General features: G+C 72.2%; 11 protein-coding genes. 3 read left to right on the top strand and 8 right to left on the bottom strand.

What is annotated here, in order from left to right:
• Nucleotides 1–19: 19 nt before the first annotated feature.
• The 5 genes from OHU89_RS45890 to OHU89_RS45910 form a co-directional block, all read right to left on the bottom strand.
• Nucleotides 20–1192: a glycerate kinase gene (locus tag OHU89_RS45890; RefSeq protein WP_405651890.1), complete on the bottom strand. Its 1173-nt coding sequence runs from the start codon at nucleotides 1190–1192 to the stop codon at nucleotides 20–22.
• Nucleotides 1192–2604, bottom strand: a complete 1413-nt coding sequence (gene dctA / locus OHU89_RS45895) for a C4-dicarboxylate transporter DctA (RefSeq protein ID WP_405651892.1) — start codon at nucleotides 2602–2604, stop codon at nucleotides 1192–1194. The genes OHU89_RS45890 and dctA overlap by 1 nt, the downstream gene beginning before the upstream one ends.
• A gap of 165 nt (nucleotides 2605–2769) precedes the next feature.
• Nucleotides 2770–4128, bottom strand: coding sequence for an ABC-F family ATP-binding cassette domain-containing protein (locus OHU89_RS45900; RefSeq protein WP_405651895.1), 1359 nt, complete (start codon nucleotides 4126–4128; stop codon nucleotides 2770–2772).
• A gap of 434 nt (nucleotides 4129–4562) precedes the next feature.
• Nucleotides 4563–6476, bottom strand: a complete 1914-nt coding sequence (locus OHU89_RS45905; RefSeq protein ID WP_405651897.1) for an SMI1/KNR4 family protein — start codon at nucleotides 6474–6476, stop codon at nucleotides 4563–4565.
• An 83-nt stretch (nucleotides 6477–6559) separates the two neighbouring features.
• Nucleotides 6560–7978: a hypothetical protein gene (locus OHU89_RS45910; protein ID WP_405651899.1), complete on the bottom strand. Its 1419-nt coding sequence runs from the start codon at nucleotides 7976–7978 to the stop codon at nucleotides 6560–6562.
• A gap of 27 nt (nucleotides 7979–8005) precedes the next feature.
• On the opposite strand from OHU89_RS45910, the gene OHU89_RS45915 reads away from it, so the two are divergent.
• Nucleotides 8006–9268, top strand: a complete 1263-nt coding sequence (locus OHU89_RS45915) for a molybdopterin-dependent oxidoreductase (protein WP_405651901.1) — start codon at nucleotides 8006–8008, stop codon at nucleotides 9266–9268.
• 316 nt (nucleotides 9269–9584) lie between these two features.
• Here OHU89_RS45915 and OHU89_RS45920 read toward each other — a convergent pair whose 3' ends face one another.
• Genes OHU89_RS45920 through OHU89_RS45930 form a run of 3 tightly spaced genes read right to left on the bottom strand, consistent with a single transcriptional unit; the run spans nucleotide 9585 to nucleotide 11682 of the window.
• A complete protein-coding gene (locus tag OHU89_RS45920; protein WP_405651904.1) occupies nucleotides 9585–10340 on the bottom strand; it encodes a class I SAM-dependent methyltransferase in 756 nt (251 codons plus the stop codon).
• Complete coding sequence (locus OHU89_RS45925) at nucleotides 10337–11005, bottom strand: DUF2064 domain-containing protein (protein ID WP_405651906.1); 669 nt, start codon at nucleotides 11003–11005, stop codon at nucleotides 10337–10339. The genes OHU89_RS45920 and OHU89_RS45925 overlap by 4 nt, the downstream gene beginning before the upstream one ends.
• Nucleotides 11002–11682 carry a glycosyltransferase family 2 protein gene (locus OHU89_RS45930; RefSeq protein ID WP_405651908.1) on the bottom strand — a complete coding sequence of 227 codons (681 nt, stop codon included), beginning with the start codon at nucleotides 11680–11682 and terminating at the stop codon, nucleotides 11002–11004. The genes OHU89_RS45925 and OHU89_RS45930 overlap by 4 nt, the downstream gene beginning before the upstream one ends.
• A 122-nt stretch (nucleotides 11683–11804) precedes the next feature.
• On the opposite strand from OHU89_RS45930, the gene OHU89_RS45935 reads away from it, so the two are divergent.
• Entirely contained in the window at nucleotides 11805–12545 is a 741-nt protein-coding gene (locus tag OHU89_RS45935) for a response regulator transcription factor (RefSeq protein ID WP_405651910.1), read from the top strand.
• Nucleotides 12542–13654, top strand: coding sequence for a sensor histidine kinase (locus OHU89_RS45940; protein ID WP_405651912.1), 1113 nt, complete (start codon nucleotides 12542–12544; stop codon nucleotides 13652–13654). Before OHU89_RS45935 ends, OHU89_RS45940 begins: the two co-directional genes overlap by 4 nt.
• Nucleotides 13655–13668: the final 14 nt, after the last annotated feature.

Here is a 13668-nt window from a genome sequence, read left to right on the forward strand (position 1 = left end):
CTCCGCCGGTCGATTCGTCCTAGGTCAGGGTCAACCTAGCCGCCGACACCGTCTCCTCCCCGGAGCCGCCGATCCAGCGGTCGGCGAGGGCACGGCCGTACGCCGTGAGCAGCTGCGCGGACAGTGCGCTGTCGGTGGCGCAGTCCTGGTCGGTGAGGTCCGTCAGGGCCTGCACGGACCGGAAGTGGGCGGCGGTCCGTTCCGGAGGCAGAGTGCAGCGGCCCGCGACGGCGTGCACGGGGACGCCTCGCTGCTGGGCGCGCCTAGCAAGGGCGACCGGCAGTTTGCCCGACAGGGACTGCTCGTCGAGGCTGCCCTCCCCGGTGACCACGAAGTCGGCGTCCGCGAGCAGTTGGTCGGCACCGAGCAGGGTGAGGAAGTAGTCGGCCCCGGAGCACACCCGGCCGCCCAGCAGCATCCCGGCGTATCCGAGCCCGCCGGCCGCTCCGGCCCCGGCGGTACGGGCGAGGCCGGCCGCGTCCGGGACGCCGGCCGCCTCCAGCCGTCGTACGAACCCCGTCAGGGCCGCGTCCAGCTCGCGGACGTCGTTTTCGGTCGCCCCCTTCTGGGGGCCGTAGACGGCGGCGGTGCCCTGCGCTCCGAGCAGAGGGTTGTTCACGTCGGTGGCGAGGACCAGGTCGACTCCCGCGAGCGCGGCGCGGGCCTCGCCGAGGTCGACGGTGTGGAGGTCGGCGAGCCCTTGGCCGCCGGGGCCGATGGGGGTGCCGTCCGCGCGGGCGAGTACGGCGCCGAGGGACTGGAGCAGGCCCGCGCCGCCGTCGGTGGTGGCGACCCCGCCGAGGGCGAGGACGATGGTGTCGGCCTCGCCCGCCAGCGCGTACTGGATGGCCTGGCCGATGCCGCGGCTGGTGGTCGTCAGCGGTGCCGTGCGGCCGTTCGGCAGTACGTCGAGGCCGCAGATGGCGGAGGCCTCGACGAGGACGGTACGGCCTTCGATCGCGACGGAGGCCGTGAGGGGCTGCCCGGTGGGCCCGGTCACGATGACCGTCTCGGCACGGAAGCGGCCCGTGCAGGCGGCAGCGATGCTGCCCTCACCCCCGTCGGCCAGGGCGAGCCGGGTGACGCGGGTGTGCGGGGAGGCCGCCAGGATCCCGTCGGCCACGGCGCGGGCCACGGCGTCGGCGGTGAGGGAGCCCTTGAACTTGTCCGGGGCGATCAGGACGGACGGCATCAGGGGGCCACCTCGGCGGGGTGTACGGCGGCCGGGCGCTGTTTGTCGAGCACGACGCGAGGCTCGGCTTCCGCCTCGGGCTCTGCGGCGAGGGAGGGCTCTCCCGCCTTGCCGGCCAGCACCGCCCTGGCCCGTTCCAGATCCAGGCCGTTCTCCCACTTGGCGACGAAGAGGGTGGCTACGGCGTTGCCGAAGAAGTTCACCAGGGCCCGGCACTCCGACATGAACTTGTCGATGCCGAAGATGAGCATGATGCCCGCGGCCGGGACGGAACCGACCGTCGACAGCGTGGCGGTGAGCGCGATGAATCCGCCGCCCGCCACACCCGCCGCGCCCTTGGAGGTCAGCAACATCACGGCCAGCAGACCGAGTTGCTGGCCCAGGGACAGGGAGGTGTCAGTGGCCTGGGCGATGTACAGGGTGGCCAGCGAGAGGTAGATCGCCGCTCCGTCGAGGTTGAAGCTGTAGCCGGTCGGCACGACGAGGCCGACCGTGGACCGTTCGGCGCCCATGAACTGGAGCTTTCGCATCAGCCCGGGCAGCGCGGGCTCGGCGGTGGAGGTGCCGAGGATCAGCCAGAACTCCTCCTTGAAGTAGCGGAAGAGCTGGAAGATGTTCAGACGCGCGTACAGGGCGAGCACGCCGCCGAGCACGACCACGACGAACAGGGCCGAGGTGACGTAGAAGAGGAGGATCAGCGAGCCGAGGCTGGTGAGCGTGGACAGGCCGAACTTTCCGATGGCGTACGACATCGCACCGAAGGCGCCCAGCGGCGCGGCCTTCATCACGAAGGACAGGACCTTGAAGACGACCTCGGTCAGACGTCCCACCGCCGCGATGATCGGCTCGCCGGTCTTGCCCACCAGCTTGATCGCGACGCCGAAGACGACGGCCAGGAAGATCACCTGGAGGATCTTCCCTTCGACGAACGGGCCGAAGAAACTGTCCGGCACGATGTTGGTGAGGAACTCCCACCAGTGCTGGTGTTCGCCCTGTTCGACGTACTGACTCGCGTCGCCCGAGGTCTGGAGCGTCGAGGGATCGGCGTGCACACCGTCTCCGAGCCGGAAGACGTTGATCGCCACCAGACCCGTCAACAAGGCCACGATCGTGCCCACCTGGAAGTAGGTCAGCGCCTTGATCCCGGTGCGGCCGACCTTCTTCAGGTCCGCGACGCCGGCGATACCGCCGATGATCGTCAGGAAGACGATCGGCCCGATCAGCATCTTCATCGCGGTGATGAACGTCGTGCCGATCGGCTCCATGTCGGTGGCCAGATCAGGCCACTTCCAGCCCAGCACGATACCGACCACGATCGCCACCAGCACCTGGACGTACAACTGCCGATACCACGGCTTCGCCGCGATACGCGCGGCCTGCTCGGCTCGTCCGTTGCCCGGGGTATGCGTCATTGCAACCTCCCTGATCGCGCGACACCGAGCCCCATCGGTCCGCGCCGGCTTTGGGCCACAGTGAACCCGGGGCCGGCGCGGAGGGTCCACGACCAAAAATCGATGCCCCGTATAGGTGTGGCCTATCGATCCCTATGCCTGGTCGCGGAGGACGCGTCCGTCACCTCATCGGCACCTCACCGGTCCGGACAGTCGCAGATGCTCGCCCTGGAACCGCGACCGCAGTGCGCGGTCGTGGGTGACCAGCACGATCGCCCCCGGATAGCCGGTGAGCGCCTCCTGCAGTTCCTCGACCAGCGCCGGGGAGAGGTGGTTCGTCGGCTCGTCGAGCAGCAGGAGCTCCGCGGGCTGCGAGACCAGCCGCGCCAGATCCACGCGGCGGCGCTGGCCGTACGACAACTCACCCATGCGCAAGCGCAGTTGCGCCGGGTCGAAGAGGCCGAGGGACAGCAGGGCGTCCGCGTGCTCGACGGCGGGGAGCTCCGCGGCTTGCCCTGCCGTTGCCATCTGCGCCCGGAAGACCAGTGGGTCCGGTGGCGGCGCCACGGGGTTCGCGGTCAGCCTCTCGACCCGCTCGCGGGCGTTGCGGATACGGGCCATCGCGCCGTGGGCGCGGCCGCGGGCGCGGAAGCCGCCGTGGCCGAAGTTGGCCAACGGTGCCTTGCGCGGAATGGCGTCGAGGGCGATGGCGTGGCCGGCGGCCAGCCGCTCGTTGCGGGCCAGTTCGTTGCGCCACTGCCCGTACTCCTGGAGCCGGCGGTGGCGCTCCGCGGCCTTCGCCGTGCGGTAGCCGGCGTAGCCGTCGCCGTAGCGGGTGACCTTCCCGGCTTCGGCCTCCAGGATCGTGGTCGTCAGGCGCTCCAGGAAGACGCGGTCGTGGGTGACCGCGAGCACCGTGCCGTGGTGCGCCCGCAGTTGCGCCTCCAGCCACTCGACGGCCTGATCGTCCAGGTCGTTCGTCGGCTCGTCCAGGAGTAGCAGTTCCGGGCGGCCGGCGAGGACGCCGGCCAGGGCGAGACGGGAGCGCTCGCCGCCGGACAGGGTGCCGAGTTGGCGCTCACGGTGGAGGTCTGGCAGGCCGAGGTGGTGCAGGGCGATGTCCACCCGGTGGTCCGCGTCGTAGCCGTCCCGGGTCTCGTAGCGGCCGAGGAGTTCGGCGTACGTGGCGAGTTGTGCCGGGTCCGTGCTGTCGCCCAGGGCCTGTTCGGCCTGGTGCAGTTCCGCCTCCAGGGCACGCAGGTCGGCAAGGGCCAGGTCGACGGCGTCCTGGACGGTGGCGGTCGGGGGCAGGGGGAGGCTCTGCGGCAGATAGCCGATGCCGTCGGCGTCGATCACGGTCAACTCGCCGCTGTCCGGGCTCTCCTGACCTGCGATGAGCCGGAGGAGAGTGGACTTGCCGGCGCCGTTGTCACCGATGAGCCCGGCCTTCTCGCCCGGCTTCAGCGTGAAGGAGACCTGGTCGAGGACGGTGCGGCCGGGGTAGCGCTTGGTGACGTGGTGAAGGGTGAGTTGTGAGGTGTGCACGATCGGGTCCCTCCTGGCCGCGCGGGTTTCAGCCCGGGGCGGCATCGGGGTGGATGGCTGCACGCGAGGCGCGCAATCGCGGAGCGGTGCTCTACGCGGTTGGCGCCGGCTGTCTCACAGGGAACCCATGTGGAGGACGGTACGGCACGACGATGAGAATGGCAAGACGATACGTCTCGCCTTGTCGGATGCCTGGGCTGGGATGCCCCCGTGACCGTGGCACGGTGAACGGCGGGGCGCCGTGGGCCCGTTGAACCGCCGCGTCCCGCACTGTGCTGACGTGGGCGACCCCCGCAGGGGCGTGCGGTGGCCGGCCCACGTCATCACCGGCATGATCTTCCGGGCCCGCCGAAGGTCCTAGGGGCCGTGCGGGCGGGAAGCGGGGCCGAACGGCCCTGGCGGAAGCGGCCCGCGCGACTTGCGTCCGCCCGCGGTCAGTGCCCGAGCCGTCCGATCCTGACGTACGCGAATCCCTCGCCCTCGCGTGGCGCCCGGGTCCAGGAGCGGGTGGTGAAGGTGTGAAGACTGCCTTGGGTCAGTGCGAATCGGGGGAGTGAGAGCCCGAGTTCGGTGCGCAGGGCTTCCAGCGCACGCAGTTCGCAGTCCAGCTCGGTGTCGTCCGGGCGGAACAGCCGTGCGGGATCCAGCGCGTCGGGTATCGCGCCGGAGCACTCGATTTCCGTGCCCCGCACGGTGAACGCGTAGAGCTCCTCGCCCTGTTCGGCCACCGACAGATGAAACGCGGCTGAGCGCTCACCCGGGGACGAGCGCCTCGGGTCGCGCCACACCACCACCGCGCGGCCGGCCGAGGAGGCAGTCCGAGCGGGGGACTGGAACAGCTTGTTCAGATGGTGGTGGGAGTGGCCGTCGAAGGCGAAGGCCCATGCTTCGGCGGTGCGGCCGACGGCGGCCACGGGCCGGTCCTCCCAGAGTTCCACGCCTTCCCGCTCATGGGGCTTGGGTGCCTGCCAGGACGCCCTGCGCGGATCCGTGGGCCCGCTCAGTTCGGCGCCTTCCTCGCCGATCAGGGCGGGCAGGCCGGCGGGGTCGATCCCCTCGACCCAGACACAGCGGTATCCGTCATGCGACTGCCGGTTCGCCGCGGGCTCCGCCAGCCATGCGAGGCCCGGCGGGTCGAGATCGGGCACCGGCTCCGGAACGGGGCCCGTCTGCCCTGCCCGCGGTGTCGCGAGGATTTCCCGCCCACGCTCCGGTGTGACCAGCGGACCCAGGACCGGATCGGCGAGCAGGCCGATCGGGGCGAGCAGGGAGGGCCCGGGCGTCTCCCACCGGGGAAGCGCGTCCCGCAGAATCTGCCACGCGGCGTCGGTCGCCCCCCAGCGCGCCGACTCCCGGGCCTCGGCGACGGCCCGCCCCCATGGACCGGGAGGCGCGTAGTGATGGGTGCCGTCCCGCAGCGCGCCCAGTACGGTCGCGGCGGTCTGCCGGTCTGCCCCGCGCGCGGCCATCATCCCGAGCCAGTGGTCGTCCCCGCCCAGCCGCCATTCGCCGCGTGCCGGCGTCATGGCCTCCACGGGCAGGATCTCGGCCAGGTAGCGCGGGTCGTCGAGCAGGTGGCCGTAATCCCGGGGGCTGCGCGGAGTCAGCAGGTGCCGGAGCTGGTTCAGCAGGACAGCGCTGCGTGGCCGTCCGAAGGACCGCGCCTCATCGAGCAGGGACAGTGCCACCTCGTACCGTCCCTGCAGGGCCAGCAGATAGGCGTCTTTCACGTGGGCGTCCTGAGCGCGCGTGGTCGCGTTCACGAAGTCGGATCTGTGCGCCCGGTCGGAGTGGAAGCCGCGGTACATGGCCTCCATGTAGGCGCGGAACGAGGGGTAACGGTCCGGCAGTTCACCGCCCCAGCCCTTGTAGACGTAGAGCGCCCACTCGCCGTCCTGGTCGGTGTCGCCCGGATCGAGCAGCGCGTACGACATGTCGGAGTCCGTCTCCAGCCGGAGCGCCCGCTGCCACATCCCGGCCAGCAGGACGTCCTCCTCGCGTGGGTTGTCGCCCAGGTTCTCCTCGTACAGCGGGGTCATGTCGTACGGGTCGCGGAACCAGTCGATGTCCGCGGCGCCGCCGAGCTGATAGACCCCGGCCGTCTGGTCCACGTGCCACCCGTCGCTCACGGCCAGGAACTCCCGGTACGAGGCCGGCAGGCGCCGCCCCAGCCGCTCCTCGGCCGCGGCGATCACCGCCTCGTCCGCCCCGGCTCGGCCCGGGCTCGCGGTCTGCCCGCCGTCCTCGTCCTCTTCCCCGTCCTCTTCCTCGTCCACTTCGTCGCGCGAAACCCACTCCTCCTGCCAACGCCCCAGGAAATCGTGCCAGTTGAAAGCCTCACCACTCATGTTCGGATGGTGTCATCCGGCACTGACAACGTCCGGTGCCACCTCCGGGCGCCTTGGCGGGAGCTCCGCGTCCTGGGTGGTGGTCACCACCCGGTGCGCAGCAGATGGTTGATGAGCAGGGCGAGCAGCGCCTGGGCCGCGAGCCAGGCACGGGGCCGGGGGAGGAACGCGCACGCCGGGTACAGCCACAGCGCGAAGGGCAGCCAGATGCGTTCCGTCTCCGCCTTGCTCATGCCGGACAGGTCGGCGATCAGCAGGGCGACAAGGGCGGCGGCCACGAGAGCCCCGAGGCGGACGTCGGCACGGCTGGCGGTGCGATGCCGCAGCAGGAGCGCGCCCGTCCGCCGTAGCCCCGCCGCCGTCGCCAGGCCGGTGATCAGCACCGCGCACGCCAGGTTGGCCCACACCCAGTAGCCGTAGGGGCGGATGCCGCCCGCGCCCTGGTAGTAGCGCGTGACCAGCAGGTGGTACGCCTCCCACCAGTCGAACCCGGCGAGCGTGAACGCCGCCGGCACCACGGCCGCTCCGGCGAGCAGCGGCACCAACAGTGCCGGGCGCTCGCGGAGTTCCCGCCTGCCGAGCACCAGAACCGCGGCCCCGATCAGCGCGACGAGCGTCAGGCCGTAGGACAGATAGCAGGTCAGGCCGAACAGCAGCCCCGAACCTCCCGCCCACCACAGGGACCCCCGGGTGATCGCCAGGGCCAGCAGAGCCACCGCCCAGGCTGCCACTGCCGCGAAGTACGCGTCGGCCGAGGTGCCCATCCACACGGCGGCCGGCGCCAGGACCAGGAAGGGTGCGGCGTGCCGTGCCCGCTGTTCGTCGGCCAGTGCACGGATCGTGATCAGTACGGCCACGCAGGCGGCCGCCCCGACCGTGATGCACCACGCCCCGGCCCAGCCCCCGCCCCGCAGCCCGATCCGGTCCAGCAGGACGAAGGTGAGCGTCGCGCCGGGCGGATGACCGGCGACGTGGGCGGGCCAGTGGTCGGGGGAGCCGAGCAGGATGTGGTGGGTGAAGTCCCGCAGGGCGGCGGGGATGTCGTGGAAGCGGTCGATGACCTGGAGGTACTCGTAGCGGGTGGTGAGCCTGCGCGCGATGCCCCGGTGCCAGCCGTCGATCAGGGCGAGGGACCAGATCCATGCCATGGCCGTGGCCCAGGCCAGCGTGAGCAGGGCACGCCAGGGGAGACGGGTGGCGAGGGCGGGGCCGTACACCACCGTGGCGGTCGCCACGAGCACGGCGGCCGGGGTGCCGGGACCCAGATGGGGGTCCCAGAACGCCAGGAGCGGGGGCCAGTCGACGAACAGGGTGTGGTGCGTGTGCTGGATGTGCCGGCCGATGAGCACGGCGGCGGTCACCAGCACGCCGGCGGCCCCGGCGGTGTACAGGTCACGGCGAAGGGAGCGGGTCACGCGGAGAACGCTAGGCGGGCCGGTCGGCCGTTTGCCGTCTCCCGGGCCGGACGTCAGCGTTTCGTCATGGGTTGCGCACCCCTTCATGGGGTGGTCCGGGCCTACGGTCGGGCCATGCGCGACCCCGACATCCCACGCCTTTCCCTGCGAGCGGACCCACGGCTGCCGTCCTCGCCCGGTTTCTGGCGCAGTTCGCTGCGCGGCCCCTGGTTCACCTCGGTGCTTGGTCTGGTCCTGCTCGTCGGCATCACGGTGCTGTTCGTGACGGGACTGGTCTCCTACGCCGCCTACAACCCGGACCTGTCGCCGGTGAACGACAAGACCCCGGACAAGGGGGTCCTCGGCTTCTACCTCTTCTCCTGGCCGACCGACCCGCACTGGCTGTACCGGCTCAACCAGGGCGTCCATGTCACCCTCGGCGTCACCCTGATCCCGGTACTGCTGGCCAAGCTGTGGTCGGTGGTGCCCAGGCTGTTCACCCTGCCGCCGGCCCGCTCCCTCACGCACGCCCTGGAACGGATCTCGCTGCTGCTCCTGGTCGGGGGAGGGCTGTTCGAGTTCGTGACGGGCGTGCTCAACGTCCAGCTCGACTACATCTTCCCGGGCTCCTTCTATCGACTGCACTTCTACGGCGCCTGGGTGTTCTTCGCCGCGTTCGCGGCACACGCGGTGCTGAAGCTGCCGATGGCGCTGCGAAATCTGCGGCAGCTGCGGGAGGAGCGCGACGACCTGGTCTCCCCGCGCCCCACCGAGCCGACCGTCTCCCGGCGGGGTGCCCTGTGGTTCGTCGGGGGCGGCTCGCTGCTGCTGTTCGCCACGACGGTGGGGCAGAACTTCGACGGACCGCTGCGGCGCACCGCCCTGCTCGCACCGCACGGCGCCGACGAGCCCGGCAGCGGCCCGAACGGCTTCCAGATCAACAAGACCGCCGCGTACGCCGGGATCAGCCCGGCGCAGACGGGCGAGGACGCGTGGCGGCTCGTCGTCATGGGGCGCACGGGCACCGTCCGCCTCAGCCGGGCCCAGCTCGCCGAACTGCCCCTGCACAGCGCCGCGTTGCCCATCGCCTGCGTGGAGGGCTGGTCGACCTCGGACCAGTGGTGGCGCGGGGTGCGGCTGCGCGACCTGGCAGCGCTCGTCGGATACGAGGACGACCCGCCGGACGTCTTCGTCGAATCCCTCCAGCAGCGCGGATCGTTCCGCAAGGCGGCCCTGCGCGCCAACCAGGTGGCCGATCCGCGCTCCCTGCTCGCCCTGTACGTCAACGGCGAGGAGCTGTCCCCCGACCACGGCCACCCGGCCCGGATCATCGTGCCCGCCGCGCCCGGTGTCCTGAACACCAAGTGGGTGGCCCGGCTGACGTTCGGAGACCTGTGATGCGCCGACCGCGGATTCCTGTCGGAAGTCCCTTTCAACTCCTGCTGCTCGCCAGCTCGTTCGCACTCGCCGGTTACGCGGGTGTGCGGCTGCTCGACGGCGACTGGTTCGGTGTGGCGCTGTGGTTGGTGGGGGCGGCCCTGCTGCACGACCTGGTGCTGCTTCCGGTCTACGCGGTGCTCGACCGGGCCGTGGTCCGCGGGCTCGGCGCGGCCGGCCGCCGCGAGTGGGTGATGTACGTGCGGGTGCCGGCCGCGCTGTCCGGGCTGCTTCTGCTGGTGTGGTTCCCGCTGATCAGCGGGATGGTGGACCGGCGCTACCGATCCGCCACCGGTCTGTCGCCGGACGGCTTCACGGCGCGTTGGCTGCTGATCACCGCCGTGCTGTTCGCGGGGTCGGCGCTGTTGCTGGCGCTACGGCTGCGCAGCGCGGCGAAGCACCGTCCGCCCGCGGTCCACTGACCGGCACGCCGCCAGCCTTGTGCGTGCGCGAGCAGGGCCCGCGTGCCGAGCCGGGCCCAGGGGAAGGGGAGGTCGGCCTCACCGCTGTCGATGAGGCCGACGACCGCCACCTGCACGCGCTCGTCGACCTCCACCGGTGCGGTCTCGGCGATCAGCAGGCCACCGGGCCTGAGGAGGGCGGCCACCCGGTCCAGCAGGGCGCGCGGGTCACCGCCGATACCGACGTTGCCGTCCATGAGCAGGACGGTGTCCCAACGGCCCTCGCCGGGCAGCGGCTCGAAGACCGAGCGCCGCAGTGCCTGACCGCCCAGGCGCACCGTGTGCTCGACGGCGGCCTGGCTGACGTCGATGCCGAGGACGGCCCGGCCCCGGACGGCGAGTTCCGCCACCAGCCGTCCGGGGCCGCAGCCCACGTCCAGCACGTTGCCCTCGCACCGGTCGAGCACGTCCCGGTCCACCTCATCGGCGCGTGCGCACCAGCGTTCCACCTCCAGCGGCAGCAGCCAGCCGTCGTCGCGGCGCAGGAACAGCGGGCCGCGCCCGGTGCGCAGGGCCGCGGCGTAGGGATCGGCGGTCGCCCAGGCGCGAGCCGTGACGGGCGGGCTGCTCATCGGCGGGTGCCTGAACGCGCAGCGGGTCCGGTCCCCGACGGTGACCAGGGCCCCGCTTCGGCCAGCGCGCACCGGGCCAGCCGTGCCGCGAACCGTCCGTGCGGGGCGAGGGCGGCGACCGCCTCGGCGTCGGATGCGGTGTCCACGTCCCGCAGCCGGGGCAGGTCCCGTACGCGCAGTCCGGCCGCGATGAGCCGCTCGAGCTGCACCGCCCCGGTCACCGGGGTCGACATGGGCACGCCCCGCAGCAGGTCGGGGTCGGGCTCGGCCAGTCCCAGCGCCCAGAAGCCGCCGTCCTCGGCCGGACCGAAAACGGCGTCGCAGCCGGCGAAGTCCTCGGCGAGCAGCGCGGGTGCCACCTGAGGCGTGTCCATGCCAATGAGCAGGGCCGGACCCGCACAGTGCGCGAAGGCGTCCGCCAGCCGCTCGTCCAGAGTGCCCGCGCACTGCCGTACGACATCGAAGCCGGGCGGCAGCCAGGGGCCGGGCCTTCCGTCGAGGACGAGAAGGCGACGGGAAGCGGGTGTGGCCGCCACGGCGTGCAGGGTGTCCGTGAGAGACGCCTCGGCCAGTGCCGCCGCCTGGTGCGGCGTGAACGGCGGGGTCAGCCGGGTCTTCACCCGCCCCGGCAGGGGTTCCTTGGCGATGACGAGGAGTGTGGTCACCGTGCGGCCCTCCCGTCGGCCAGCACACGGCTCATGTCCCGTACGGCCTGCCAGGTGCCGCGCCAGGTGCCGGTTACCTTCGAGGCTCCGGTGCGCGGCAGGTAGGGCACGTCGTGTTCGGTGATCCGCCAGCCGGCGTCGGCGGCGCGGACGACCATCTGGAGGGGGTAGCCGCTGCGCCGGTCGGTGAGATCGAGGGCGAGCAGCGGCTCCCGGCGGGCGGCGCGCAGCGGGCCGAGGTCGTGCAGGCGCAGCCCGGTGCGGCGGCGCATCATGCGGGCGAGCGCGAGGTTGCCGGCGCGGGCGTGCGTGGGCCACGCGCCCCGGCCCTGCGGACGGCGCCGGCCGAGGACCAGGTCGGCCTCGCCGCTGAGGATCTCGCCGACGAAGGGCACGAGGAGCGAGGGGTCCAGGGAGGCGTCGCAGTCGCAGAAGCACACCACGTCGGCGCTGGCGGCGAGCAGCCCGGCGTGGCAGGCGGCGCCGAAGCCCCGGCGCGGCTCGTGCACGACGGTCGCGCCGAGCGCGTCGGCGATGTGGGCGGATCCGTCGGTGGAACCGTTGTCGACGACGAGGGCGCGCCAGCCCGGCGGGATCCGTTCGAGCACCCAGGGCAGGGCCTTGGCCTCGTTCAGACAGGGCAGCACCACGTCGACGTCAGAAGGTGTCGTTGTCACCGTTTCACCCTACGAACGGGAATCGGGCATAGCGGACACCCGCTCCTTACGAAACGCGGACATCGAAGCTCGGGGACCGTCCGGGCACGCCGACGGCGGCGCCGTGGTGCCAGGCTGTAGGCATGCAGCAGCCCTACCAGCACGAAGAGAGCGCGAGCGGTTCCACCCGGATCCTCGTGGTCGACGACGACCCCACCGTCGCCGAGGTCGTCGCCGGGTACCTGGACCGCGCCGGGTACGTCGTCGACCGCGCCGACGACGGCCCGACGGCCCTCGACCGTGCCGCCGCGCACTGGCCCGACCTGGTCGTGCTCGACCTCATGCTGCCCGGCATGGACGGCCTGGAGGTCTGCCGCCGGATGCGCGGACACGGGCCGGTCCCGGTCATCATGCTCACCGCCCGAGGCGACGAGGACGACCGCATCCTCGGCCTGGAAGTGGGCGCCGACGACTACGTCACCAAGCCGTTCAGCCCCCGCGAACTGGTGCTGCGCGTGGAGTCGGTACTGCGCCGCAGCAGACCCGCCACCACCGGCGCACGGCTGGGCGCGGCCGGCCTGACCGTCGACCCCGCGGCCCGCCGGGCCGCCAAGAACGACACCGAACTCGCCCTCACCCTGCGCGAGTTCGACCTGCTCTCCTACTTCCTGCGGCATCCGGGGCGGGCGTTCAGCCGCGAGGACCTGATGCGCGAGGTGTGGGGCTGGGACTTCGGCGACCTGTCGACCGTCACCGTCCACGTCCGCCGCCTGCGCGGCAAGGTCGAGGACGACCCGGCCCGCCCCCGCCTGATCCAGACGGTGTGGGGCGTGGGCTACCGCTTCGATCCCACGGGATCCACGGGGGAGGAGACCGGATCGTGAACGACACACTGCTGATAGCCCTGTACGCCTTCGCCGGCGCCGCCGCCACCGGGCTGGCCGGAGCGGCCGTACTGCGCGTGGTCCGGCGCCGCTCACTGACCGCGTCCCTGGCCGTGGTGGCGGCCGTCGGGGTCGTCGCCATGCTGGCGGGCACGCTGGCCGTGGCCTGGGCGATGTTCCTGTCCCCGCACGACCTGACCGTCGTCACGACGGTCGTGGCGATGGCGGCCGTCGTCTCGCTGGCCACCGCGCTCCTCCTGGGCCGCTGGGTGGTCGCGCGCAGCCGTGAACTCGCCGTGGCGGCACGCTCCTTCGGCGACGGCGGGGACTTCGCCGCACCCGACATCCCCGCGACCGCCGAACTGGAACACCTGAGCCGTGAGTTGGCGGCCACCAGCGCCAGACTCGCCCAATCCCGGGAACGGGAAAGGGCGTTGGAGGCGTCCCGGCGCGAACTCGTCGCCTGGATCTCGCACGATCTGCGCACCCCGCTGGCCGGTCTGCGCGCCATGTCGGAGGCGCTGGAGGACGGCGTCGCCGCCGACCCCACTCGCTACCTCCAGCAGATGCGCACCGAGGTGGAACGCCTCAACGACATGGTCGGCGACCTCTTCGAACTCTCCCGCATCCACGCCGGCACACTGCCGCTGTCGTACGCCCGGATCTCGCTCTACGACCTGATCGGCGACGCGCTCGCGGGAGCCGACCCGCTCGCCCGGGAACACGGAGTGCGGCTGGTGGGCGGCCATGTCGAGATGCTGCCGGTCGAGGTGGACGCCAAGGAGATGAGCCGGGTCCTGGGCAACCTGCTGGTCAACGCCATCCGCCGGACCCCGGCCGACGGCACGGTCGCCGTCGCCGCCGAGAGCTCGCCCGAGGGGGTGGTGGTGTCGGTGACGGACGGCTGCGGCGGCATCCCCGACGAGGACCTCTCCCGCGTCTTCGACACCGGCTGGCGTGGCACACACGCCCGCACACCGCCGGCCGGAGCGGGCCTCGGGCTCGCCATCGTCCGGGGGATCGTCGAGGCCCACCAGGGGCGGGCCACCGTACGCAACATCCCCGGCGGCTGCCGCTTCGAGGTGGTGCTGCCCGCCGCCGCTTCCTGATGCGGGCAGCACCA

It is taken from the genome of Streptomyces sp. NBC_00019 (genome assembly GCF_045041015.1).
Taxonomy (GTDB): domain Bacteria; phylum Actinomycetota; class Actinomycetes; order Streptomycetales; family Streptomycetaceae; genus Streptomyces.